The organism is Acetobacterium bakii (assembly GCF_001263355.1).
Classification (GTDB): Bacteria; Bacillota; Clostridia; order Eubacteriales; family Eubacteriaceae; genus Acetobacterium; species Acetobacterium bakii.
The window spans coordinates 1-22,777 of record NZ_LGYO01000015.1 but is presented as its reverse complement, the minus strand read 5'-3'; the positions used below and the strand labels follow the sequence as shown (position 1 = coordinate 22,777).

29 protein-coding genes, 1 tRNA gene, 2 riboswitches and 1 other annotated feature (1 of these 33 cut by a window edge) are annotated in these 22,777 nt (G+C 39.6%); of the genes, 18 read left to right on the top strand and 12 right to left on the bottom strand.

The features are described from left to right. Positions 1-83: a sequence feature (ribosomal protein L10 leader region), on the top strand; it begins 44 nt to the left of the window's first position. A gap of 24 nt (positions 84-107) precedes the next feature. From rplJ to AKG39_RS06875, 4 genes are all read left to right on the top strand, one after another. After that, on the top strand, positions 108-629 hold the full coding sequence (gene rplJ, locus AKG39_RS06890; protein ID WP_050739647.1) for a 50S ribosomal protein L10: 522 nt from the start codon (positions 108-110) through the stop codon (positions 627-629). Positions 630-679: 50 nt separating this feature from the next. Beyond that, positions 680-1,060, top strand: a complete 381-nt coding sequence (rplL, locus tag AKG39_RS06885; RefSeq protein ID WP_050739646.1) for a 50S ribosomal protein L7/L12 — start codon at positions 680-682, stop codon at positions 1,058-1,060. Between the two features lie 125 nt (positions 1,061-1,185). Continuing rightward, positions 1,186-2,637 carry a proline--tRNA ligase gene (gene proS / locus AKG39_RS06880; protein WP_050739645.1) on the top strand — a complete coding sequence of 484 codons (1,452 nt, stop codon included), beginning with the start codon at positions 1,186-1,188 and terminating at the stop codon, positions 2,635-2,637. A 21-nt stretch (positions 2,638-2,658) separates the two neighbouring features. Continuing rightward, the gene (locus tag AKG39_RS06875) at positions 2,659-3,243 is read left to right on the top strand and encodes a hypothetical protein (protein WP_050739644.1); all 585 of its coding nucleotides are present in this window, start codon (positions 2,659-2,661) and stop codon (positions 3,241-3,243) included. 235 nt (positions 3,244-3,478) lie between these two features. Here the strand turns inward: AKG39_RS06875 and folK are convergent, their stop codons facing one another. The 4 genes from folK to folE are packed head-to-tail and all read right to left on the bottom strand — an operon-like array spanning position 3,479 to position 6,208. Further along, positions 3,479-4,303: a 2-amino-4-hydroxy-6-hydroxymethyldihydropteridine diphosphokinase gene (gene folK / locus AKG39_RS06870; protein ID WP_050739643.1), complete on the bottom strand. Its 825-nt coding sequence runs from the start codon at positions 4,301-4,303 to the stop codon at positions 3,479-3,481. Continuing rightward, positions 4,285-5,112, bottom strand: a complete 828-nt coding sequence (gene folP / locus AKG39_RS06865; protein ID WP_050739642.1) for a dihydropteroate synthase — start codon at positions 5,110-5,112, stop codon at positions 4,285-4,287. The genes folK and folP overlap by 19 nt, the downstream gene beginning before the upstream one ends. A 45-nt stretch (positions 5,113-5,157) precedes the next feature. After that, positions 5,158-5,640 carry an HD domain-containing protein gene (locus tag AKG39_RS06860; protein WP_050739641.1) on the bottom strand — a complete coding sequence of 161 codons (483 nt, stop codon included), beginning with the start codon at positions 5,638-5,640 and terminating at the stop codon, positions 5,158-5,160. Positions 5,641-5,650: 10 nt separating this feature from the next. Continuing rightward, positions 5,651-6,208, bottom strand: coding sequence for a GTP cyclohydrolase I FolE (gene folE, locus AKG39_RS06855; protein ID WP_201780255.1), 558 nt, complete (start codon positions 6,206-6,208; stop codon positions 5,651-5,653). Between the two features lie 142 nt (positions 6,209-6,350). Next, positions 6,351-6,443: riboswitch (THF riboswitch) on the bottom strand. A gap of 338 nt (positions 6,444-6,781) precedes the next feature. On the opposite strand from folE, the gene AKG39_RS06850 reads away from it, so the two are divergent. The 3 genes from AKG39_RS06850 to AKG39_RS06840 are packed head-to-tail and all read left to right on the top strand — an operon-like array spanning position 6,782 to position 9,118. Beyond that, positions 6,782-7,096: a MoaD-like domain-containing protein gene (locus AKG39_RS06850; RefSeq protein WP_050739639.1), complete on the top strand. Its 315-nt coding sequence runs from the start codon at positions 6,782-6,784 to the stop codon at positions 7,094-7,096. Between the two features lies 1 nt (position 7,097). Further along, positions 7,098-8,393, top strand: coding sequence for a hypothetical protein (locus AKG39_RS06845; protein ID WP_050739638.1), 1,296 nt, complete (start codon positions 7,098-7,100; stop codon positions 8,391-8,393). 5 nt (positions 8,394-8,398) lie between these two features. Further along, the gene (locus AKG39_RS06840) at positions 8,399-9,118 is read left to right on the top strand and encodes a zinc ribbon domain-containing protein (RefSeq protein WP_050739637.1); all 720 of its coding nucleotides are present in this window, start codon (positions 8,399-8,401) and stop codon (positions 9,116-9,118) included. A 204-nt stretch (positions 9,119-9,322) separates the two neighbouring features. Here AKG39_RS06840 and AKG39_RS06835 read toward each other — a convergent pair whose 3' ends face one another. After that, entirely contained in the window at positions 9,323-9,856 is a 534-nt protein-coding gene (locus tag AKG39_RS06835; RefSeq protein ID WP_050739636.1) for a M48 family metallopeptidase, read from the bottom strand. Positions 9,857-10,064: 208 nt separating this feature from the next. On the opposite strand from AKG39_RS06835, the gene thyX reads away from it, so the two are divergent. The 3 genes from thyX to AKG39_RS19995 are packed head-to-tail and all read left to right on the top strand — an operon-like array spanning position 10,065 to position 11,907. After that, positions 10,065-10,835 (top strand): FAD-dependent thymidylate synthase, encoded by a 771-nt coding sequence (gene thyX / locus AKG39_RS06830; protein WP_050739635.1) that lies wholly within the window; start codon positions 10,065-10,067, stop codon positions 10,833-10,835. Positions 10,836-10,878: 43 nt separating this feature from the next. Further along, a complete protein-coding gene (locus AKG39_RS06825) occupies positions 10,879-11,706 on the top strand; it encodes a hypothetical protein (protein WP_050739634.1) in 828 nt (275 codons plus the stop codon). Positions 11,707-11,733: 27 nt separating this feature from the next. Then, entirely contained in the window at positions 11,734-11,907 is a 174-nt protein-coding gene (locus tag AKG39_RS19995; protein WP_160316157.1) for a hypothetical protein, read from the top strand. On the opposite strand, the gene AKG39_RS06820 is transcribed toward AKG39_RS19995, so the two are convergent. The 5 genes from AKG39_RS06820 to AKG39_RS06800 all read right to left on the bottom strand — a co-directional run bounded on the left by AKG39_RS06820 (position 11,895) and on the right by AKG39_RS06800 (position 15,960). Next, entirely contained in the window at positions 11,895-12,374 is a 480-nt protein-coding gene (locus AKG39_RS06820) for an S-ribosylhomocysteine lyase (protein ID WP_050739633.1), read from the bottom strand. The genes AKG39_RS19995 and AKG39_RS06820 overlap by 13 nt on opposite strands. After that, the gene (locus tag AKG39_RS06815) at positions 12,371-12,916 is read right to left on the bottom strand and encodes a Holliday junction resolvase RecU (RefSeq protein WP_050739632.1); all 546 of its coding nucleotides are present in this window, start codon (positions 12,914-12,916) and stop codon (positions 12,371-12,373) included. Before AKG39_RS06815 ends, AKG39_RS06820 begins: the two co-directional genes overlap by 4 nt. 2 nt (positions 12,917-12,918) lie before the next feature. Further along, positions 12,919-13,896 carry an RluA family pseudouridine synthase gene (locus AKG39_RS06810; RefSeq protein WP_050739631.1) on the bottom strand — a complete coding sequence of 326 codons (978 nt, stop codon included), beginning with the start codon at positions 13,894-13,896 and terminating at the stop codon, positions 12,919-12,921. Positions 13,897-14,038: 142 nt separating this feature from the next. Further along, positions 14,039-14,968 carry a class II fructose-1,6-bisphosphate aldolase gene (gene fba / locus AKG39_RS06805; protein ID WP_050739630.1) on the bottom strand — a complete coding sequence of 310 codons (930 nt, stop codon included), beginning with the start codon at positions 14,966-14,968 and terminating at the stop codon, positions 14,039-14,041. 233 nt (positions 14,969-15,201) lie between these two features. Continuing rightward, on the bottom strand, positions 15,202-15,960 hold the full coding sequence (locus AKG39_RS06800) for a folate family ECF transporter S component (protein ID WP_050739629.1): 759 nt from the start codon (positions 15,958-15,960) through the stop codon (positions 15,202-15,204). Between the two features lie 54 nt (positions 15,961-16,014). Beyond that, positions 16,015-16,107: riboswitch (THF riboswitch) on the bottom strand. Positions 16,108-16,265: 158 nt separating this feature from the next. Here AKG39_RS06800 and AKG39_RS06795 point away from each other — a divergent pair. Continuing rightward, positions 16,266-16,601 (top strand): rubredoxin-like domain-containing protein, encoded by a 336-nt coding sequence (locus tag AKG39_RS06795; protein ID WP_050739628.1) that lies wholly within the window; start codon positions 16,266-16,268, stop codon positions 16,599-16,601. 56 nt (positions 16,602-16,657) lie between these two features. After that, positions 16,658-16,733, top strand: a tRNA-Thr gene (locus AKG39_RS06790). Positions 16,734-17,383: 650 nt separating this feature from the next. Here the strand turns inward: AKG39_RS06790 and AKG39_RS06785 are convergent. Both AKG39_RS06785 and AKG39_RS06780 read right to left on the bottom strand, forming a co-directional pair. Further along, positions 17,384-18,487, bottom strand: coding sequence for a site-specific integrase (locus tag AKG39_RS06785; RefSeq protein WP_050739627.1), 1,104 nt, complete (start codon positions 18,485-18,487; stop codon positions 17,384-17,386). Positions 18,488-18,744: 257 nt separating this feature from the next. Further along, positions 18,745-19,158, bottom strand: a complete 414-nt coding sequence (locus AKG39_RS06780) for a helix-turn-helix domain-containing protein (RefSeq protein WP_050739626.1) — start codon at positions 19,156-19,158, stop codon at positions 18,745-18,747. Positions 19,159-19,304: 146 nt separating this feature from the next. Here AKG39_RS06780 and AKG39_RS06775 point away from each other — a divergent pair, with 146 nt between their 5' ends. From AKG39_RS06775 to AKG39_RS19315, 6 genes are all read left to right on the top strand, one after another. Next, a complete protein-coding gene (locus tag AKG39_RS06775) occupies positions 19,305-19,514 on the top strand; it encodes a helix-turn-helix transcriptional regulator (protein WP_050739625.1) in 210 nt (69 codons plus the stop codon). Positions 19,515-19,605: 91 nt separating this feature from the next. Then, positions 19,606-19,875: a hypothetical protein gene (locus AKG39_RS06770; RefSeq protein WP_050739624.1), complete on the top strand. Its 270-nt coding sequence runs from the start codon at positions 19,606-19,608 to the stop codon at positions 19,873-19,875. A gap of 21 nt (positions 19,876-19,896) precedes the next feature. After that, positions 19,897-20,352: a hypothetical protein gene (locus AKG39_RS06765; protein WP_242852569.1), complete on the top strand. Its 456-nt coding sequence runs from the start codon at positions 19,897-19,899 to the stop codon at positions 20,350-20,352. A gap of 900 nt (positions 20,353-21,252) precedes the next feature. Continuing rightward, on the top strand, positions 21,253-21,534 hold the full coding sequence (locus AKG39_RS06760; protein WP_050739622.1) for a hypothetical protein: 282 nt from the start codon (positions 21,253-21,255) through the stop codon (positions 21,532-21,534). Beyond that, positions 21,531-22,487, top strand: coding sequence for a replication initiator protein A (locus AKG39_RS06755; RefSeq protein ID WP_050739621.1), 957 nt, complete (start codon positions 21,531-21,533; stop codon positions 22,485-22,487). Before AKG39_RS06760 ends, AKG39_RS06755 begins: the two co-directional genes overlap by 4 nt. A gap of 165 nt (positions 22,488-22,652) precedes the next feature. Then, a partial coding sequence (locus AKG39_RS19315) for a ParA family protein (RefSeq protein ID WP_152912167.1) occupies positions 22,653-22,777 on the top strand: 125 nt, incomplete at its 3' end.

Genomic DNA, 22,777 nt, shown 5'->3' with positions numbered 1-22,777 from the left:
ATCCTACCGAGGTTGAAGAGAAAAGCTTATTTAAAATATAAAGCTCTCTTCACGCCTGTGGAGTGAGCTTTTTTGATACGATTTATAAAAGGAGGTGCACATAATATATGCCAAAGATTGAAGTAAAACAAGTCATTGTACAAGAAATTGCAGAAAAATTTCGCAACGCCCAAACAGCGGTTCTCGTTAATTACCGTGGTTTAACTGTTGAAGAAGTTACTGAACTTCGTGCCCAAGCGCGAGCCGCAGGTATCGAATATAAGGTTTACAAAAATTCAATGATGCGCTTTGCAGCCAAAGAAACTGGTTTTGATGGTCTTCTTGATGTTTTGGTTGGTCCTACAGCGATTGCTTTCTGTAATACAGATCCAGTAGCACCAGCAAAAATGCTCAGTGAGTTTGCAAAGAAGCATAAAGCATTGGAAATTAAAGCAGGTATGGTTGATGGTAAGGTCTTAGACGTCAAAGGCGTTTTGGAACTTGCAGAATTACCACCACGCGAAGTATTGGTAGCTAGAGTTTTAGGCGCCTTAAATTCCCCAATCACAGGTTTTGTCAACGTTTTAAACGGAAACATGCGTGGATTGGTTGTTGCATTAAACGCGATTGCAGAACAAAAACAAGCCTAGTTTATAGGTAATTTAAAATTTTAGAAAGAATATTTGGAGGTATTATAAAAATGGCAAGTGAAAAAGTAACCCAATTAATCGAAGACGTAAAGGCATTAACTGTACTTGAATTATCTGAATTAGTAAAAGCATTAGAAACAGAATTCGGTGTAAGTGCTGCTGCTCCTATGGCTGCTGCTGCTGCTCCAGCTGCTGGCGCTGCTGAAGAAGCTGAAGAACAAACTGAATTTGACGTGATCTTAACAGCTGTTGGCGATCAAAAGATCAAAGTCATCAAAGTTGTTCGTGAAATCACTGGCTTAGGCTTGAAAGAAGCAAAAGCATTAGTTGATGAAGCTCCAAAACCAGTTAAAGAAGGCGCTACTAAAGAAGAAGCTGCAGAAATTAAAGCTAAAATCGAAGAAGTAGGCGGAAGCATCGAAGTAAAATAATTCCTCGATACCTATATAAAAAATCACTTGCTTGCGCAAGTGATTTTTTTGTATATTCGATGAATGATCAATGACTTCAGCAAAAAAACATTAATTAACAGACAAATGTCTGAGAAAGAAAAATAATGGGTAAAAAGCAAAATAATCATGTAAAAGAAATCACCTCTATGGCAGTTGATTTTCCTCAATGGTATACCGATGTTATTTCAAAAACAGAAATGGTGGACTATTCTCCTGTGAAAGGATTTATGGTCATCCGTCCATATGGTTACGCCATTTGGGAGCTGATCCAAAGTGCTTATGACAAACGTTTTAAAGAAACCGGTCATGAAAACATGTACTTTCCTCTCTTAATTCCCGAAAGTCTTTTGACAAAAGAAGCAGAACACGTAGAAGGCTTTGCTCCAGAAGTAGCCTGGGTTACCCATGGCGGCGGCAAGGAGCTGACCGAACGCCTGGCTGTACGTCCAACCTCAGAAACCATTATCTGCAGCATGTATGCCAAGTGGCTTAACTCTTACCGGCAACTGCCTTATTTATATAATCAATGGTGTTCAGTGGTTCGCTGGGAAAAGACAACCCGTCCATTTTTGCGTACTTCAGAGTTTCTCTGGCAGGAAGGTCATACCCTTCATGAAACCCCGGAAGAAGCCCAAACTGAAACCATGCAGATGTTAGGAATTTATCGGGAAATTGCCGAGGAATTTTTGGCGATGCCCATGGTTGTTGGTCAAAAAAGCGAAAAAGAAAAATTTGCCGGAGCGGATGCCACCTATACCATGGAAGCATTAATGCATGATGGCCAGGCATTGCAATCAGGGACTTCTCATAATCTCGGTCAACATTTTACAAAGGCCTTTGATATTACTTATCTTGATCGTAATAATGAACAGTCCTACCCATTCCATACATCCTGGGGAGTATCAACCAGGTTAATTGGTGGAATCATTATGGTTCACGGGGATGACAACGGATTAGTGCTGCCACCCAAGATTGCACCAATCCAAGTGGTGATTATTCCGGTGGCCCAGCACAAAGAAGGTGTTTTAGATAAGGCCTGGGAATTGAGCAAAGCGCTGGACAAAGACTATCGGGTAAAAGTGGATGATCTGGATGGCTATTCGCCAGGTTGGAAGTTTAACCAATGGGAAATGAAAGGTGTCCCCATCCGGTTAGAAATCGGACCCCGAGACATTGAAAATGGACAGTGTGTTCTGGCCCGCAGAGACACCGGTGAAAAAGTTCAGGTCAGTCTTGAGAATATCGGCGAAACCGTTGGCAAGCTGTTAGCTGAAATTCAGCAAAATCTTTTTGACAAGGCTCTGAAAATGCGTGAGGAAAAAACCTCTACAGCAGAAAATCTGGATGATTTTAAAAAGAACTTAAAAGAAAATCCTGGTTTTATTAAAGCCATGTGGTGCGGTGAACGGGACTGTGAAGATATGATTAAAGAAGAAACCGGTGCTTCCATCCGTTGTGTTCCCTTCGATGATGAACAGGAAGTCCTTTTTGAGGGCAAGTGTGTTTGTTGTGGTAAGCCGGCAAATAAGATGGCTTATTTTGCACGGGCTTATTAGGTTTCAGGAAAGCGAGACAATATGAGCGTAGTTGCATTGACGGAGCTGAAATTTTCTTTGAACGAAGATGAGTTTTACGGCCATCTCCGGATGAAAAAAGGTTCGCGCCGGGCAATACCTATCCAAAGAATATTAGAAGCTGCAAAAGAAATTCCTAACCCAAAGGTTTTATACCGTGTCTCCGAAGCTAAAATTATTGATGCAAACTCTTTCACCCTGGATGGTATCTTATTTAAAAGTGCCCTTGTGGTCGATAAAATTCGCAAAGGTGGTTTGATTTTTCCCAATATCGTGACCTCGGGTGTTGAAATTGAAAATTATTGTATGACCATGAATGGTATGCTGGAACAGTATATTACTATGGAGCTGTGTAATTCTGCTTGTCGTTTTGCCCAGGATGCCATGGCAGAAGATGTAAAAAGACGCTATGGTACTGAATTGGTTGATTGTCTCTATCCCGGGGAAGAAGGTTTTCACCTGGATTACGGCAAGAATTTATTTGATCTGTTTGATGATGTTGAAAAGACAATAGGCGTAACCATTTCAGAAACGGGATTACCTACCCCCAGCCGAACAGCCTATTCCATCTGCTTTGGCAAAAAATAAACGATTGAAATAAAAAAAGAAGAAGCGGTGGTTATGGCCTCTGCTTTTTGTGGATAAACCCGTCCTGGAGACAATGGTAAATCGTTGTCGGCTGCATGATCGTACAGGCTAAGCGCCTGTTCGCCATGATGCCGACAACTGATGTTACGATTGTCTCCAGGACTTACTTTTCAACTTTGCCTAAATAAAAAAAAGAAGAAGCAGTGGCTTCTTCTTTTTTTTTATTGTTCGTAACTTAGGCTTCGTTGGTGTTTAATTCCTTAAGAATATCGGTCATGCTTTTGCGCAGCACGGGATGAATAAAATAAGGAGCAATTTCAGCCATGGGTTCCATGACAAAGCCCCGTTCGTGAGCCCGTGGATGGGGTAGCGTGACATGCACATCGTCGGTGATGCAGTTGTCATAAAAAATGATATCCAGGTCCAAAGTCCGTGGTCCCCAATGAATCGAACGCTCGCGTTTGAGTTCCGCTTCGATGGAAAGAAGCCTGGTCATCAGCTCGTTGGCCGGTAAAAATGTTTTGATTTCCAGAACACCATTTAAAAATACATCCTGATCCTCATAGCCCCAGGGTTCGGTTTCGATAATGGTGGACTGCTTAACAATAACGATGCCGTCGGTGGCCTCAATTGAGGCAATGGCGGTTGTTATATTTTCCAGCTTATCGCCCATATTGGCACCAAAGCCAATGAAGGCGCGATGCCATTGTCTGGTGATCTCAATGGCCACGGTATCCATGGACCGGAGAATCGGGGCCCAGGGTTTTTTAATCATGATGGTCACTTTCGAAACCATGGGGTAGTGGTTTAATACATAGGTGGTTAGCATCTCTCCGGCCGTTTCAATCAGGTCGTAACTCTCCTTTTGAAATTCTTTTTCCAGGGCATGGGCAAGTTCACCGTAGTGCACGGACTTTGTAAGATCGCCGGTAATGGCGGCTTCACGCATGTCCAGAGTGAGGGTTACCGAAATAAGAAATTTTTGGCCCAGGGTTTTCTCTTCAGGAAAAACCCCATGATGGGCGAAAACTTCAAGGTCTTTTATATACAGGTTGTCCATGCTTTTCCTTTCAAAATAGCCGCGGTCATCATGGCCGCCCGTTTGTTTTCCAGCACATCGTGAACACGGATAATCGAAGCGCCTTTCATAATGCCCATAACGGTGGTGGCCACGGTGCCTTCAATACGCTCGGTTACCGGTAAATCCAGGGTTATGCCGATGAAGCCTTTTCGGGAAGTACCCAAGAGGATTGGAAAACCCAGATCCTGAAGCTTGTCCAGATGTTTCATCATCGTCATATTCAGCTGATAATCCTTGGCAAAGCCGACGCCGGGATCGAGGATGATTTTATCCCTGGCTACCCCGGCATTTACGGCAATGGCAATGGAAGCTTCCAAATCATGACACACATCAATCATAAAATGGTCATAATTCTGATTGTCCCGATTGTGCATCAGCACACAGGGAACCTCATATTTGGCGGTGACTTCAGCCAGTTTCAGATCCCTTTTAAAGCCCCAAACATCATTAATCAGATCAGCACCGGCTTTAATGGCTAGTTCTCCGACCTTGCTTTTGTAGGTGTCAATGGAAAGGGGAATGTCAAAGCGGCTGCGAATGGCCTCAATCATAGGTACCACACGGTCGATTTCCTGGGCTTCGCCCACGGGTTCATGACCTGGCCGAGTTGATTCGCCGCCGAGATCAATGATGTCCGCACCCTCATGTATCATTTTTTCAACGTGTTTCAGACTTGTATCCAGAGAATTGAATTTGCCGCCGTCGGAAAATGAATCCGGGGTGACATTTAAAATTCCCATAATGACCACGCAGTTGTCCAGGTCAAAATTTTTATTGCCAATTTGCATTTTGGTCTCCTTTGGGGTTTTGATATGGCCGGTGTCCCGGGTTTTCTAGTATCCGATGAGAAGGTTCTTTTTCTGAAGACTCCAATCGCATTTTTGTTCCACCGGGCAACAGAGACATTCCCGTGAGAGTTTGTCACTTTCGTAAAAGATGTAACTAAACCCCTTGGTGTCAGGGTTGCGATGATTAAGGATGGCGTCAAGAATCAATTCTTTTTCATCCGATGTGAAATCCAAGGGTTCTAATAAAGAAATTGCCAGGCGATGTGAGGCAACTTCGTGGGGTGTTTTGTCCTCGTATTGAACAAAACGCCCGATATCGTGGAGCAGGGCTGTCGTGTAGATGAGGTCCCTAGGGATACTCATTTGAGCCTCCAGACTTTTAATGGTGGCAATACGCGCCACGTCCAAAAAATGAGCAAGGTCATGGTGGCAAAATTCTCGCGTTTCTTCATGTTTCTTAATGCGTTCAAGATAGTTTTGATAATCTTGATTCAAAAATAGTTTATTCGTGTTTTTCAAAGATTTCATGAAAATGTTCCTATCGAATGGACATAAGCTTGTGAACTTCATCCTTTAATTCTTTATTGTTTTTAAATATACCGGCTTGCATGGCCGTAATGGTTTTTGTCCCACAGCGCTTAACGCCACGCATGTTAATGCAAAGATGTTCCGCTTCAATCATAACCATCACACCCCGGGCATGGAGGTATTCCATGATCGCTTCGCCGATTTCAGTGGTCAGGGCTTCCTGGATCTGGAGTTTTTTAGTATAAACATCCACGGTTCGTACCAGTTTCGAAAGTCCGGCAACCCGGCCGTTGGGAATATAGGCAATGTGCACCTTTCCGTAAAATGGCATCAGGTGATGTTCACAGACGGAATAAAAGGGAATGTCCCTTTCAATCACAATGTCATCGGATTTCACCGCAAAGGTTTTTGAAAGATGGGTTTCAGCGGTCTGGCCAATACCACAATAAATTTCTTCATACATCCGGGCAACACGGTCCGGAGTTTCAATCAGTCCCTCACGTGTGGGGTCTTCGCCAATGGCTTCAAGTATCATAACAACAGCTTCTCTGATTTTCTTTTGATCGATCATTTTTCTCCTATCGCCAAACCTCGGGTGTGCCCATGGTTCGGAATGGTTTTTACTAAAACCAAATAAAAAAAGCATTACTTAAATAAAACAAAAAGTTTTAAGCAATGCTTCCGCAACCCTCGATTTTATGGTCAAGGGGTCCAGCGGAAGCAATAAGATATCGCAATGTTTTCATTTCGTTTAAAGGCAACTTCCCATCCTCTAACACTTTACGCATCTCATCTACTCTGTTTATATTCAATTGTCTGTATTTTAACATGGGCAGTGATCGTTTACAAGGGTAAGATTAGCAGGCTGAATGAACTTAATCAATAGAAAGTTAGAGAAAACAAGGGTAAAAATTTATATTTGACAGTTTTTTAGAGCTTTTAAAACAGTTTAAAACAGAAAATGAAATTAATTTGACATGATTCTATGGAAATATCAGAAAAATAAGTCAATGAAGATACATATTTTTACTTATTATTACGAAATGAAGGTGTTTAGTCCAGACAAATTGTCATAGGTTTATTAAGAACCCTATGTTAAAATTAACAAATGGTTAAGCATTGAATAAAAGGATGGGATAAAATGAAAGATCAGGAAATAAAAACAAGGGAAATAAATAATCAGCTAAAACAGGGTAAGGCTATAATTGCCAAGAAAATACAAACCCGGAGTATTCCTAAACGATCATTTGAACGTTACTTTAAGGAGAAGGGAAAAGAAGTGGTGGGGGATATCTATTATGGTGACGGCTGGAAGGTAAGCCTGTCTGAGGAGCGCCAGGAAAAAGTGGGTTGCTGTTTTATTGTTGCTGTGGATGTGACAATGGAAGTAGAAGCAGAAATATTTGATGATTTCTTAATGACCTATCGAAAAAACTTTTTGCGTGGAGGTGCTTAGTGTGGAAGATAAACCCCAAAAACTTAAGTTTTACTCTTTAGACAATGCTGGGGTTATGTACACGGCCATCGCCTCTTCCCGGATGTCGACGGTGTATCGAATGACGGTGGGACTTAACGAAGTCGTGGATCCTGCTATGCTGCAAAAGGCATTGGATGTGATTATTCCCCGGTTTCCATATTTTCAGGTAACACTTAAGCGTGGATTATTCTGGTATTATTATGAACATACCGAGGTGAAACCGAAGGTGGAAGAGGAAACCTTTTATCCCTGCAAGATTATGAGGCAGCGTCAGGGAAAAACATTTCCATTCCGGGTGCTGTATTATAATTCCTATGTCCACGTCGAATTTAACCACAGCATATGTGATGGCAGCGGCGGGCTGATCTTTCTGCAAACCTTGATTATTCAATATTTCAAGGAGAATAAGGGGATTACCCCTGTGAACCGGGGTAAAGCCATGGATATTGATTCGGAAATCGACCCCCGGGAGTACGAAGATGCGTTTAAACTATATTATAAGGAAGGGGTGCCACCACCGCCGGGAAATAAAAAAGTTTATCATTTTCCCTTTGAACTTTTGGACAAGGGAGAATATCTCTTGCTCACAGGTATTGTGCCGGTGGACCAAATTTTGGGTTTAGCCCGGAAATACGGGTGTACGCTAACCCAGTTTATGTTGGCGTTGTATTTTGAAAGCATTCAGGAATATATTCAAAATTCACCTATGAGTGAAAAAAAGAAGCATCAACAGCGGATTGCCATTAATGTACCGGTTGACTTGCGAAAAATATTCCCTTCCATTACCCTGCGCAACTTCTTTATGAGCTTAAATCCAGAAATTGATCTGGCATTGGGATACTTTACCCGGGAAGAAATTATTGAGCAAATTAAAGGATACATGGGTTTATATTTGAATCGAAAAAATATTAACCGTTATATCTCAAGAAATGTGCGAAATGAGCAATTGATTTTTTTAAGGCTCATTCCTTTGTGGGTTAAAAAGCTTGCCATGCCCATTGTCTACAAACGTTTTGGTGAACGCGGATACACCAGTGGGCTTTCCAACCTGGGCAATGTATCATTCCCGGAAGAACTGGTGCCATATATCAAAAGTTTGGAGGTTTTCCCTCCTCCCAGTGTGGAAAGCCGGCTCAAGCTGGTGATGGTAAGCTATAATAAGAATTTATCTCTTTCCTTTGGAAAAACATCCGGGGAAACAGTAATTGAAAAAATCTTTTTCAGAAAAATACGGCAATTGGGAATTCCAGTGAAAATTGTAACGAATAAGAGGTGAAGAAAATGGCCTATTGTCCAAAATGTGGAGTGGAAGTAGAACGCGATACCAAAAACTGCCCTTTGTGTGATTTTCCCATACCCGATGTGGGAGAGCAAGATGAAAAGGAGGTGCGTAAGTACCCACAGGCAATTAATACCTACAATGAGGATCATCAGGAGAAAAAAAACATCGCTTTTTTCTCCATTGGCATTATTGCTGTAAGCCTGCTGATCATTCTGGGGGTGATTTATCTGGTTTATCCCTGGAACCATGCGCTGATAAAATATATCATTGTAGCAGATTTAAGTATTTTTGCAATAATCTTTTTTTCGCTGGGGTATTTAAAACCCAAGTATAATTTATTAGGGGTTTATATTACCGTATTAGTGACCACCTGGAGTATTTATTTAATTGGCGGAAGTCAAAACAACTGGTTTCTAAACTACGCGGTTCCCATTGCCACCTTGCTTTATTTAGATATCATGATTTTTATGCTGATTTTCAAGCATACCAGACATCGCAGCCAATTCATTTACATTCCCAGCAATCTGATTCTTTCGGTGATTGTTTTTACCATTGGTTTAGATGCCATTATCAGCATTAATTACCTCGGCACCCTTGATTTGACATGGTCGTTAATTGTTGCGGTTTCGGGAATTTGCATCATTGGATTGCTCCAGGGGATTTATCATCAAATCCCTGAGAAAACGCGAAAAATGCTCAAGAAAAAAATGCATGTGTGATCATACATTTGAGGTTGTAGACAACGTAATGTGACAAACCTCGTTGCGAATTTTTATTTCATCAGGTTGTGTGCATCAAGGCGAACAGGCGATAGCCTGTCCGATCTTGTAGCACACAACGATAAATAAATGTCCGCGACGAGGTTTGTCGACACACAGTGATGCATGAATTACCCATGTATCTTTTTTTATAAAAGGCTCTTTTTAGGTTAGACGATATTTGCGATTCAGCATGTCTTCCCGTTCTTTCCAGTCGGACATGAGATCCCCCAGGGCACCGTAGAAAGCCAGGTTATGACTGGGAAAGCGGAAGTGAAGCATTTCATGGAGGGCAATATATTCAATGCACTCCTTAGGTGTTTTGATCAGTTCAAGGTTCAGTATCACCCGCTGGCTTTTAGGCGAACAGGATCCCCATCGATTGTCAAGCCGATAGATTTTCAGATCAGGAAAGCTTATCTGATAAGGAGCTGACGTGACAATGGCAGTGGCCATGGCTTCAACAAAAACTTCCCGAGCCTGTTCGCGGTACCACATATCCAAAATAAATTCTTTATGCTGGATGGATTTAAGATCCTGGACACTGAGGATCATGTTGTAATTATTAAGCAACACACCGGTTTCAACAGATTCAGAAACCATGAGACGGTAGTAGTCGCCAAGGAATTTGTGTTGCTCGCCGGTGGTGTATTGATAATTTTTGAGTAATTCAGGTACGGTATCAAGACTGCCAAACATGTGGGCACCTCCATCATTTTTATTAACTGGTTGATTGAAAACCATTATATCGTTGTTGGAAGATATTCAGAATGAAAATTGTTGTCACCATAGGGAAAGAATTAGTAATGCGCCTGCAAATTTTACGCTAAAAGGATTATAACTGTACAATTACCCCAAAAATGTTATAATGAGGTATTGTATTTTGATCAAGTGAGAGGAGGATGTTATGGAAACAAAATTAAGTGTTACTTTGATTCAGCATACACCTGAACCGGAAAAATTAGTGGCTGCAGCCGCAAAATTATGTTATTCCAAAGCTGGCGCAGGGGAGATTATGGATGATCTCACCGATGAAAATGTTGAGCGCTTTTTAAGCCGCTTAATGGACATGGGCCACGCATCACCCATTGAACATGCGAGCTTTACCTTTGCCATTGAAGGGGTCAGTCGAGCTTTGACCCACCAGTTGGTCCGTCATCGCATGGCAAGCTTTAGCCAGAAATCCCAACGCTATGTAAATGAGGGCCAATTCAATTATATCATACCACCTGAAATTAAAGCACTGCCCGGCGGCGAAGCGACCTTTATTGAGGGAATGGAAAACGCCCAGAAAACCTACGATCTTTTGGCTGGAATGCTCATTGAAAAACATAAAAAAGCCTTGATGGCCGAGGGTATAGCAGAAAAACAGGCGTTTATGGCAGCGGAAAAACTGGGGATTGAGGATGCGCGTTTCATGTTACCCAATGCCTGTGAAACCAAAATTGTGGTCTCCATGAATGCCCGGGAATTGTTGCACTTCTTTAATCAGCGCTGCTGCAACCGGGCCCAGTGGGAAATCCAGGAACTTGCCACAGAAATGCTCAGAGCCTGTAAAAAGGTCGCACCGATTCTCTTTAAAAATGGAGGACCGCGTTGTGTGGAAGGTCCATGTCCTGAAGGAACGATGACCTGCGGTCAGATTAAGGAAGTCCGGGAGAAATTTAGTCAGATCTAGTCAATTATGACACTAATTTAATATGAAAAGGTTGTGAAAAAGGATGGAACACATTATAAACCCTGAGAAACAGAACATAATTTTTGCTTTATTGGCAGCTGTTTTAGGGATCATCGTTACTATAATACCATTTGTCATCGTGACAGTGGCGGCATATCAATTTTATTTTGCATATTTTGGAATCGTTATTATTGTTTTTGCCCTAGGATTTGCTTTTTTTTACTTTCGCCGATATAAACAATTTGATTCTTTCTTAGAGAAAAAGGATGAAGCTTTAATTTGGAAATACGAAGAGGAACAGTATACGGCTTTTATTGGAGAATTAAATAAAATTCAAAAAACAAGCAGCAAGAAAAAGGTCTGGATTCTTTTGGGAATCGAACTTGTTATTGCGGTTCTGCTTTTTATTCTGCTGTCACCGGAAATGAAGTGGCTGAGTGTCCTGTTTTTGGCTTTCTTTGGGATCGTCTCCATGATGTTTACACTTTACCTGCCCATGAGTTTTAAATACAAGGCCATGGTAAAACCCTACGTAACCATTATTTCCCGGGACAGTGCCTATATTATGGGACGTTTTCACAAATGGACCAAGGCTCAGGCAAAAATAAAGAATTTTGATAACGGCGAAAGCACATACAAGGTTTTAGCCATTAATTATGAAGCAATGACGCGAAATGGACGGCTCTTCCAGGAATGGACAGCGGTTATTCCCGAGCCTGAAAATCGAGAAATGATTGCTTCCGCAAAAAAATGGGTAGATCGCATCAACAAACAATCCCGTGATCATGAAATATTTCAAAGAGATAGAATATCCTATTCAGAACGGCTATTCAATAAGGTTGTAGGAAAAAAGCCCGATAAAAAGCAATAAAAAAAGCCCGCAAGGGCTTTCTAATTGTTGAGAAGTGAGAAAGTAAGTCCTGGGGACAATCGTAACATCAGTTGTCGGCATCATGGCGAACAGGCCAGAGCCTGTCCGATCATGCAGCCGACAACGATTTACCATTGTCCCCGGGACGGATTTTTCAATAAAACTCAAGGCCCTATACGGGCTTTTTTTTATTTGGGATAAACCATGTTTTCGGGCTGGATATTTTCAAGCACTTCGGTGAGGAATTTCTTGGCTTCGTAATTTGCCATGGGCAGGTTCATATCCAGGTAATTTCCGCAATCTCTGGGAGTTGCGCCGGGAACCTCGCCATTGTATTCAGCCATAAAGGTGTACAGTTGAATGATCAAAGGCATGATTTCTTCAGGGGTGCGTTCGCCTTTCATCAGAAGATAAAAGCCGGTCCGGCAACCCATGGGTCCAAAATAGACAATCTCATCGCTGAGGACAGGATCATTTCGCAGGAAGGTGGCGCCCAGATGTTCCAAAGCGTGGAGCTCGGCGATATTAATAACCGGCTCGCGGTTGGGTTCCTTCATACGGATATCAAAGGTTGTAATACAGTGATCGCCGCAATAATCCTTACGGGAAATGTAGATCCCACGGAGTAAATCCAGATGGTTAATGGTGAAGCTGGCAATTTTTTTCATTTTTTATTTTCTTCCTTTCCATTGAGGTAATGATTAACAGCCTCCAAATAGTGGAGGAGGATATTATGAGACGGATAAATTCTCAGCTGCTGGTCAAAGTCGGCATAAGGTATGGATTTCCGGCCATCCTTTTTGGCATTGTCCCAGTAGGCCTTTAGGATGCTAAAAGGAAGCAGGAAGGTCTCATCACAAAATTTGAAATGAACAATCAGAAAGGAAAGTCCTTCCTGTTCTTCAAAGGCTTTCATAAAATCAATTTGGTGACTGTGAATATTGGCAATGGGCAAACGCTTTTGGCTCGTTTCCTTGGCATCGAAGCAGACCGGAATGCCCTGGATATTCCCCAGGTAATCGACAGTGCTTTTCTCCTCGAAATAAGCCAGCTTAATGGTGCCTTTGCCCGGATCCAATTCCACCGGTTTAATGGCCGTAGGGATTTTTTGAACCACCGCCAGCCCCTGTTCCAAATAGATTTTATTGGTGATGTTTAAACTTTCTTCCAGTTGGCTGCCCCGCAGACCGCGGCTATTCCAATAGGCCATGACTAAATCTCCATGGTAAGGGTTGGTTTAAAGCCAAAACTCCTGAGAATTTTTTCAAAAGCGAGGGGAAGTGGTGCGGTAAAGGTTCTTTTCATGGGCGTCAGGGTAAATCTGGCACTGTGAAGAAGCTGGCTTTTGATGCCAAAATCTTCATATAAACGAATGTTGAGCCGCCGATTCCCGTATTTGGGGTCACCCAGAATAGGGTAACCCATCGCGGCAAGCTGAACTCGGATCTGATGGGATCGGCCGGTGGCAAGGGCTATTTTTAGTAGCGAATAGCCGCTGCGGCTGCCCAGATTCTGGTAGGATAATTCTGCTTTTTTATCCTTATCCGAGGTTTGAGTTTCTGAAAAAGTCACCGTATTGGTGGTAACATCTTTTTTTAGATAACCCACAATTTCACCGGTTTCCGGGGGCTCGCCCAGAACCATGGCAAAATAAATCTTTTGGGTGGCGTCCTCGCGAATGGCTTCATTCACTTGCTGAAGAGTGGGAAAATTTTTCGGGACTAGCACGATACCGGTGGTGTTCTTATCCAGCCGGTTGGCACAGGCGGGTGTGAAGGTCAGATTTTCAATAGGGTTATAATCGCCTTTTTCGGTAAGGTATAAAACCGCCAGATCAATAATCGAGGCTTCCCCGGTTTTGTCGGGCTGGGTCAACAGTTCGGCCGGTTTATTGAGAACCAAAAGGTCTTCATCCTCAAAGAGAATATCCAGGGGTGCGGTTCGGGATGTGTTTATTTCAGCATTATCTGATTGCCGAAAGCCTAAAATGGTTTCCTCAGAGAAATAAATTTGAATTTTATCCCCAGGGGTGATCATGGTATTAGGCTCGGATTTTTGACCGTTAAGTTTAATTCTTTTTTTTCGCAGCATTTTCTGAAGAAAGCCCTTGGATGCATGTGGCATGAGCTTCCCCAGAAAGCGATCTAAACGTTGGTTGCTTTCATTTTCGGTGATGATTATTTCTTTCATTGGTTATCCTTTATTGTTATTTTATATTATTATATCATGTAAGAAGTACGAAGGGCAAAAATAGTGTTAAGAGTTCGGAATAAAACACAAAAAAGAGACCATGATTTGGTCTCTTTTTATGCTGCTGATAAATGAATGGTTGCTATCGTTTGTTGCTGCAATCCAGGACGTTTTTAATTTTGTGAGCAACCATGGCCTTAATGGCCATTCTGCCAGGTCCCAGATATTGACGGGGGTCAAAATATTCAGGGTTTTCAACAAAAACTTTTCGGATCGACGCTGTCATGGCAAGACGTAAGTCGGTGTCAATGTTAATTTTACAAACTCCTGATTTTGCCGCTTTTCTTAGCATATCTTCAGGAACGCCCTGGGCCCCAGGAATCCGTCCGCCATATTGGTTGCACAGGTCCACAAATTCTTTGGGTACCGAGGATGCCCCATGAAGTACCAGGGGATAGCCGGGAAGAAGATCTGAGATAGTATACAGACGTTCAAAATCGAGACGGGGTTCATCCTTAAACTTGAAAGCACCATGGCTTGTTCCAATGGTGATTGCCAAAGAATCACAGCCGGTTCTTTGCACAAATTCAGCGGCTTCATTAGGATCAGTAAAGGTCGCATCAGGATCAGATACCACGACTGCATCCTCAATGCCGGCCAGCTTGCCAAGTTCTGCCTCAACCACAACGCCGTGATCATGAGCATATTCAACGATCTGTTTGGTGAGGGCAATGTTTTCTTCAAACGGATGCATGGAGCCATCAATCATAACAGAGGTGAAGCCGGTGTCCACACAGGATTTACAAATATCAAAGTCCAAACCGTGATCGAGATGCAAACAAATATCCAAACCGGTAACCTCGATAGCGGCTTCGACCAATTTTCTTAAATAAACTGGATTAGCGTATTTTCGAGCACCAGCAGATACCTGTAAGATAAGGGGCGCTTGTTCTTGTTCAGCTGCATCTACAATTCCCTGGATTATTTCCATATTATTTACATTAAATGCACCGACTGCGTACCCGCCTTCATATGCTTTCTTGAACATTTCGGTTGATGTAACTAATGCCATTTTTATAAACCTCCTAAGCGTTATTATTTTCTATGATTTCACAATACAACGATTATACCCTTTTTAGTGCCAATACTCAAGCTTCTCCCCTGATTTCGCAAGAATTTATACTTTATCTCATTATTGGAAATTATGTAAAAGTGTTTCAAGAGAATGACACATTTCATTTGAATGGATGGAGAGGTGTTGCAGCAATAAAAAAGATCTATTGGAGAACCAATAGATCTAAAAATTTAGGTTTGATGAATAATTTTCGGAAGAACTTTCAACAATCCAACTAACATCAACGTGTAAAGCGGAATCAGAAAGATATTGGAAATAATTCGGGCCGGCAGCAGAACCGCAACAGCCTGTCCATACAAAATACTTAAAAACCAAGTGTTTAGCAATATTGAGGTAATTAACTGAGAAACACTCACAATAAACAGAATATGATCACTACGGAAATCAGTGTCCATTTCAGATTTCCTAACAACAATAATGGGGAAGACTGCAAAGGCAACCATTAAAGCAACAAACAAAACCAGATAAATCGTATTTAATGGTTCGCCGGCATAAAGGATGGCGCCATTTACAAAGTTGAAAGCTCCGGTAATAGCAAGAATAAAAATCGATAAACCAATAAATACAAGGTTAAACCATTCCAGATGCTTCACTTCTTTTTTCTTTATAAGCATAAAAAGCAATCCGGGAATAAGACCGGTGAGTCCACTGGAAAGGGTAAAACCAATAAAGAATGGTCCCCCTGGTTTAATGATAAAACACATCAGGTCTGAAATGAACCCCACGGCAAAACCGGCAATAGGACCCAGAAGTATGCCGCTAAGCATAATCGGTAAGGCGGTAATGTTCAGCCGCAATGAAGGGAATCCACCCAGAGGAATAACCACCTCAAATAAAATCTTCAGCACAATGCTGATGGCAATGAGCAAACCACAATTGACAACTACCTTTGTTCGTGTGGAGTTACTGGTAAAAGCATTACTTTTCATAAAAACCTCCTTGATTTTCAAGTAATGCTTCCGCAAACCTACAACTTGCATTGTAACAGCGGAAGCGACAAGGTATCGCAATGGACGCATTTCGTTTAAAGGCGACTTCCCATCCTTTAACACTTCACGCACCTTGTCTACTCTGAATAATATTATGGCAAGCTTACCACAGACAAATGTGTCTTTCAAGGATAAATAATTATCAGGTATTTTAGGAAATTCTTGACAATTAGAGATAAAAGAGGTATATATTTTACAGGTAATAACAAATATCGAAAAAAAACAACGGAATGGAGAACATCATTATGAAGAAACTTTGGAAATGCAGCGTATGTGGTTATACTATGGAGGGTGCCGAAGCACCAGAAAATTGTCCGAAATGTGGAGCGCCCCGAGAACAATTTACAGAATTAAGTGAAGAAGCAGCAAAAAAAGTATATGATTCTTATGTTACCAATGACCTTCACATGGAATTAGCCGTTTTAGCAGAGAAAATGATCCATCTTTCAAGAAAAGGGATCGAAATAAATTTAGATCCCGCCTGTTTAGCAATTTTTCAAAGTGCCGAAGCAGCAGGTTATGTGATTAAAGAAAAGTCCAAGGCTGAAATAGCCGGTCATATTTCAAAGGGAAAATGGTAAAAAAATATTGAATTGGAGTAGTGTTCTGTGTTATGATAGGGCAGTAAGTTTTTACTGCTGGCGTGGCACAGATGGTAGCGCAACTGATTCGTAATCAGTAGGTCGGGGGTTCGATTCCCCCCGCTAGCTCCAGTAAAAAAATAATTACAGTTTAAAAAATGGCTATTTAAAGCCATTTTTTTTATGTTTTAGATTAATTTACCGATTTACCGATTGTTTAAATATAAATAACTCTGGCTATTTTTGGCTATTATATACCTATTTTTGTCGTATATTTTGTCGTACATTTTGTCGTATTATTTTAGCTAAGATACTTTTGATTAATAATTGACACAATCGGACGGATAAGGGCAATTATTTGCTATTATGTAGCGAAGAAATACAATGAAATATGCAAAATAAATAATTAAAATCATTGAACACCAATGTTCTTAGTTGAAAAACATAAGGTTATTATTTGGCAAACTTAAGTAATAGGTTGTAATACAAATAAAACTATAGAGTATCGGAATTAATTAATAGAAGTTGAGAAATTAAAAATCCCTGGACTGTAATCCGGGGATTTTCTATAGGTGAAAGCCTTTTGGTTTTCACCTATGATAGAACAACAGCTCCAAGCTTGACAAATTCTGTTATGAAATTGGTTCTATTGCTAGACAACTTGTCGTCTTCATGATACATAAAAATTCTATTTTTTACAAGGAGTTCAGTATTTAAGAATCTCAATACTATTTATCAATTTTCTAATGTCATTTCAAGATAAGCTGAGGTTGTTTATTCATTTATGGCATCTTTGAAAAATCAATTCGATTTCGAATGTCTTCCACGGTATCATGGACGTATATTTTTGTGGTTGTTTTTATCTCTGAATGCCCCAATACTTTTGAGACTGTATAAATGTCGGTTCCCATTCGGTAGAGCAGTGTACCATATGTGTGTCTTAACTCGTGTATGCGAAGTTTGGGTAGGACATCATATTTTTCTTGCTCATCATTTTTTACCTTCTCTTTTTCTGCAATATAATATTCTAATAAATCAAGCATAAATGGGTTGTAACGTCTTTTGGTCCAATTATCCAGGTCGGCAATTTGATCGGTATTAGAACCGAGAATCATAACAAATTCGCCTCTACGTGGTTGCAATGTCAAATGATCAACAAACTCATCATCTAAAGGTAATTGTCGCATGGACGAAAAGTTTTTAGTCTTATCAATAATGTATTTTCCTTCACACTTAACCGCTGCATTCTTAACGGAAAGGGTTTTCTTTTCAAAATCGATATTTTCCCATCTCAATGCAAACAGCTCACTTCGGCGCAAGCCGGTTTTGAGCATAATGAAAACGCCTAGGCCATACGGGTTTTCTTTTGAAAAGTCTATTACAAAGCGATATTGTTCTTCGGTGTAGGTCCGCAGTTCTTTTGGATTACTGACCTGGCCTTTCTTAACTTTTGTCATTGGGTTTTTATCAATCAGATTATTCTCAAAAGCAGACGAGAATATCGCATTGGCGATAAGATAGAGTTTATCCATTTTAGATTTACTAATCCCGGATTGGGAACTGAAAAACTTCTGGAGATTTAATTGTGTGATCGATTCCAATAATTTTTTTCCAAACGTCGCCTGCAAGACCTTTATGTTTGTTAAATAGGTTAGCTTATATGTATTGTCATTGACTTCTTCTTTTTTTGTTTCCAGCCATGTTTTTGAAAATTCTGTAAATGTATAATGCTGTGTGCATCTATTTTTTGACTCAGCATCTTTCATAAATTCAAGATATTTTCTTTCTGCCTCACGTTTGGTTTTACCATAAAACGATTTTCTTATCGGCTTTCCTTCAAAGGTTTGACCGATGGTCTTTTTAACTTCAATAAGTTTTGATGCCAAGTTGTAAATTCCTTTCCAAAGAATAGTTTTTATGCACTTAGTTTTGAGACACTCTTTTCTAAAATAAATTTACCAGCAAGTTAAAAATAATCAGTATATGGTGATCAAAGCTAAAATATGAGCCTTATATAGTGATTATAGACCTATGACTTTTCACGGGTTTAGCAATGTGACAAGTTACCGGCAAGTTAGATTACGCCCAAAAAAGCATTTGCTTTATATACCTTTGTGCGATTGTCACCTCAAGCGGAATTATCCTAACCAACATTTTTCTTTGAGGGAATAGATTGGGCATCGTTTCCCATTGTCACGGTGTCTGCATCAAGTTCTGTCAAGCAATCAATATAACCCTCAAATTTAGTAAGCGCTTTTTCCTGATATGCTTCGGTTGTTAATTGACGAAAAAGTTTTAACAATATTTTTTCATTTGGAGTAAGAAATGTGCTTGAAACAGGGGGTGACATGTTTAGTGTAGTATGATTCTTTCCAAATAGATAATCTAATGAGATGTCAAAATAATCAGCAATTTTCAAAAGAGTTTCACCATCGGGTTCCCTTTTATCTGTTTCATAAAGAGAGAGTGAAGATCTTGAAATTGCGAGTTTTTCAGACAAATCTTCTTGTGTTAAATTTATGCTTTTTCTCAATTCTCGAAGTTTGTTACCAATCATTTTTACACCTCTTTTTCTCATTATATAATTCAAAAGGTAGTGAAACAACAAATGCATCAATACGTAGCAAAAATTTAATATTCCGCTTGACTGCTACGTATTGTAGCAGTATAATAAAGCTACAATACGTAGCAAATGAGGGATATATGAAAAGAGATAAATTATTGAAATTAAGAAAAGAAAAAAAATTAACCCAAGAACAACTTTCTAATTTAGCAGGTATTAAAAGAAATTACTACGGATTGATCGAAAATGGTTTAAGAAATCCATCTCTAGATGTTGCAATAAAAGTTGCTATTGCATTAAACGAGAGTTTAGAAAGTGTGTTTGAGAACGATTTTGATAAGCAACAATAAAATTTTAAACAAAAATGCTACATTATGAAGCAATGTCATCAATCTTAAATTTAAGATGATATTAATTCAAAGTGATTTAAGGAGGTCGCTCATGAATTTAGAAAATACTCCAGACTCAATAAAAAAACAATACCAGGCATTATTAGATCTAATGAATAAGAATCCAAATAGTTATAGTGTTTCTGTCACCGAAGCTGCCAAAGTTTTGGGAATGGATGTTGAGTGTCTTAAAGCTGCTGCTTATCAGGGACGGTGTCCTTTTGCAATCGGCGGTGATAACGGAGCCTTAACTAATAGATTCACTAAAATACCTAAATTGGCATTTTGGAATTTTTTAAATCAAAATTATACTTTTCAATAATAGAGAGGAGATATGGTTATTATGAACAAAGGCTATGCATCATACATACAGGAACAAAATAAAGACTTGGAAACAGATCACGTACGAAAAGATTTCACGCTTTCACTTACAGATAAACAATATTCAAATTTAAAACTTATGGCATATCAAGTTGGTTACAAAAATGCTGGGGATTTTATTCAATCTTTTGTTGGTGATCTGACAGGATGGTCCTCCAATGGAAGTGATGAACGCGATCTTGCAGATCAATGGTATCAACGAGCGCACGGTAACGGTGAGTTCACCTATTATTTCCACTATTTTCTTTTCAATTACGATTATGATCTGGATACGATGATGGAGATGATAGAGGATGAGGATTATTTTGAGGAAGCATATGAGGAATATTCAGAACAGGCATGGAAGAAAGAGTATCAAAGTCGAGAAGATTGTATACAGATACTTAAAGAAATAGCTAAAAATGGTACTGAATTATAAAAGAAGTGAGGTTTGGATATGAGAATTAATTCTTGTGTGTTTCCTGAGACTGATTCCCTTGTTTTTGCAATTTCTGTCAAAGAAGCTAAAAATAACTCAAAGAATTTGGCAAAGCTGTCAGGATATGTCGTTGTGATCAATCCGGATCTGTGTTCGAGACAAGTACAATATTATTAGATGGAAATAATTGCAAATATAAATATAATTGCCACGATTAAAGAAAGATCCTTCCAAAAAAGGCATAAAATTTTTCATTGAAATAAAACACATAAATCGACATCATGCTGCGCTTCTTTTTTTATGGAAAAGAATGACGGCATTCACATGGGTTCGAGTCCCATATTTTCCACCAAGATGATAGCAGGATGCTATCACAAGATCATTGACAAGGAAGAACTTATTTCTTCACATAGAACACGAGTGCAAGTCGTATTTTATGACATATCACATATTATGGAGATCCCTACCCCTACGGTATAAAAGCCAAGCGCCTACTATAAATTCTGGATTCGTTTTATATATAGTAGTGATTTTAACGGTTGAAAAAGTGGTTCTTTCCGTTCGCAAAGATAATAAAGGGTGTGGGCTATGCAGCGCTTATTGGTGCCGGCTTATGTAGCGGGATTTATTTCTGTCTAATCTTAACTAGGTTAACTTCATAATTTGCCCACGATTGGGGGGCGATGTCAAATACAATCGAATCAAATAAATCTCGGACAGGATGTATAAGCATATCCTGTCCGATAATTATACCTGATTTTTATATATTTAAACATCAATATTATTATTTCTTAATTTTGATTTAAATAGTAATGCTTATTCAGATGGACAATCAATGAATCTTAGTTCATTTTTAAGGTTTGCTGATTGTTTATTTTTATTAAGAGAAAGGAGAAAAACATGCAATACATAACTGAAAGCGACCTAAAAGTGATTGAAAAGAACACTTTTAAAGTTCCGCGGTTTCTGCTTGGAGGCTTGTATAAAAAAATCAGTGCAGATAGTAAACTACTTTTCGCACTTATGATGGATCGTCAGTCTTATACATTTGAGGATCTGGGCAATGAGTCGGGATATTCTCTGGAACTTATTAAATATTGCGTTAAGGAACTACAAAAAGCAGGACTGGTTCAAATCAACGACTCGATTATATCGTCAATTCAGCTAAGGAGGATAATATGAATTATTTCACCATGTACGATGCAGATCAATTTTCATTTATCCGGGTACCTAAGGAGCTGATGACCAATACAAATTATAAAACGCTTTCCGCAGAGAGTAAGCTTCTTTATGGGGTTTTACTAGACCGAGTCAGTTTGTCCAGGAAAAATAATTGGGTAGATGAGAGAGGCAGAGTTTTTATTATCTATACCCGCAAAAACATTATGGATATTATGGGATCAGGCGAAAAAAAGATTACAAAGCTATTCAATGAACTAAGAGAAAAAGATTTAATTGAAGAAAAAAGACAAGGATTACAGAAACCGAATTTAATATATGTTGGTAAATTTTTAGAGAATCCACATGTCCTTGATGTGGAGACATCATGGCCGTTTACTTTAGATCAAGATAATTGCAATTTATTGCAGAACCGTCATTTTGACGGTTCTGGACCCGTCATTTTGACGGCTCCGGAACCGTCAAAAACACTGTTAAACTATACTAATATAAATAATACTAATATAAGTAATACTGATATTCTATTCAGTCAGTCCAATTCCATAAGTTCAGATTATGAAACCAGTGAGAATAATAAAAATGAAAAAATGGAAAGACTGAATGAATTTAAATTGGCTGAATTATATTTTGAAAATAATGTATTTGCAGAGATCAGAGAAGCACCAACAGCAAATAGAAATCTGATTGATGAAATCAAGATGAATGTACTTGATATGTACTTTGCGCCTGCAACAATAATTAATGGGAATCGTAAGTGTCAGGACATTGTTAGAGCTGCATTAATGCGTTTAAACTCTTTGCATATTGATAATGTTATTTATAAGTACAGTAACATAAATGGCCAAATATCGAATAATAAAGCATATATACAAACGATGCTGTACAACGAAGCTCTGGAAGCAAATTTATTTATGACTAACCAAGTTTCCAGCGACTTTTCAAATTGGAAGGACTAGAATAATGAAAAATCGCGGTGACTTTTTTATTTACCATGAAGTGAGAATAGCGATGTGAAAGTAAGACTGTGATTAATAAAAATGGACAACCTGTATCAGGTTCTTGTACAGAAGTAATCGTAAAAGTGAAGTTCGATATAAAGGGATATTTGAAGGAGGACTAAAATGAGTAAGTGTGTAACAATAGCTGTAGTGAATCAAAAAGGAGGCGTTGGGAAAACAACGTCAACTTACAATTTAGGTTGGGAACTTGGTGTTTTAGGAAAAAAAGAAAAAAGAGGGGAGAAGGA

Coding starts and splice junctions, on each gene's coding strand:
- AKG39_RS06875 (WP_050739644.1), top strand. CDS start 2,659: ATGAGCGTAGTTGCATTGACGGAGCTGAAATTTTCTTTGAACGAAGAT.
- AKG39_RS06860 (WP_050739641.1), bottom strand. CDS start 5,640: ATGAAATCTTTGAAAAACACGAATAAACTATTTTTGAATCAAGATTAT.
- AKG39_RS06795 (WP_050739628.1), top strand. CDS start 16,266: ATGAAGAAACTTTGGAAATGCAGCGTATGTGGTTATACTATGGAGGGT.
- AKG39_RS06815 (WP_050739632.1), bottom strand. CDS start 12,916: ATGGCCTATTGGAATAGCCGCGGTCTGCGGGGCAGCCAACTGGAAGAA.
- AKG39_RS06775 (WP_050739625.1), top strand. CDS start 19,305: ATGAAAAGAGATAAATTATTGAAATTAAGAAAAGAAAAAAAATTAACC.
- rplJ (WP_050739647.1), top strand. CDS start 108: ATGCCAAAGATTGAAGTAAAACAAGTCATTGTACAAGAAATTGCAGAA.
- AKG39_RS06810 (WP_050739631.1), bottom strand. CDS start 13,896: ATGAAAGAAATAATCATCACCGAAAATGAAAGCAACCAACGTTTAGAT.
- AKG39_RS06780 (WP_050739626.1), bottom strand. CDS start 19,158: ATGATTGGTAACAAACTTCGAGAATTGAGAAAAAGCATAAATTTAACA.
- AKG39_RS06765 (WP_242852569.1), top strand. CDS start 19,897: ATGAACAAAGGCTATGCATCATACATACAGGAACAAAATAAAGACTTG.
- AKG39_RS06825 (WP_050739634.1), top strand. CDS start 10,879: ATGGAACACATTATAAACCCTGAGAAACAGAACATAATTTTTGCTTTA.
- AKG39_RS06835 (WP_050739636.1), bottom strand. CDS start 9,856: ATGTTTGGCAGTCTTGATACCGTACCTGAATTACTCAAAAATTATCAA.
- thyX (WP_050739635.1), top strand. CDS start 10,065: ATGGAAACAAAATTAAGTGTTACTTTGATTCAGCATACACCTGAACCG.
- AKG39_RS06800 (WP_050739629.1), bottom strand. CDS start 15,960: ATGAAAAGTAATGCTTTTACCAGTAACTCCACACGAACAAAGGTAGTT.
- AKG39_RS06850 (WP_050739639.1), top strand. CDS start 6,782: ATGAAAGATCAGGAAATAAAAACAAGGGAAATAAATAATCAGCTAAAA.
- AKG39_RS06820 (WP_050739633.1), bottom strand. CDS start 12,374: ATGAAAAAAATTGCCAGCTTCACCATTAACCATCTGGATTTACTCCGT.
- AKG39_RS06755 (WP_050739621.1), top strand. CDS start 21,531: ATGAATTATTTCACCATGTACGATGCAGATCAATTTTCATTTATCCGG.
- folP (WP_050739642.1), bottom strand. CDS start 5,112: ATGCAAATTGGCAATAAAAATTTTGACCTGGACAACTGCGTGGTCATT.
- AKG39_RS06770 (WP_050739624.1), top strand. CDS start 19,606: ATGAATTTAGAAAATACTCCAGACTCAATAAAAAAACAATACCAGGCA.
- AKG39_RS06840 (WP_050739637.1), top strand. CDS start 8,399: ATGGCCTATTGTCCAAAATGTGGAGTGGAAGTAGAACGCGATACCAAA.
- AKG39_RS06760 (WP_050739622.1), top strand. CDS start 21,253: ATGCAATACATAACTGAAAGCGACCTAAAAGTGATTGAAAAGAACACT.
- fba (WP_050739630.1), bottom strand. CDS start 14,968: ATGGCATTAGTTACATCAACCGAAATGTTCAAGAAAGCATATGAAGGC.
- rplL (WP_050739646.1), top strand. CDS start 680: ATGGCAAGTGAAAAAGTAACCCAATTAATCGAAGACGTAAAGGCATTA.
- folK (WP_050739643.1), bottom strand. CDS start 4,303: ATGGACAACCTGTATATAAAAGACCTTGAAGTTTTCGCCCATCATGGG.
- proS (WP_050739645.1), top strand. CDS start 1,186: ATGGGTAAAAAGCAAAATAATCATGTAAAAGAAATCACCTCTATGGCA.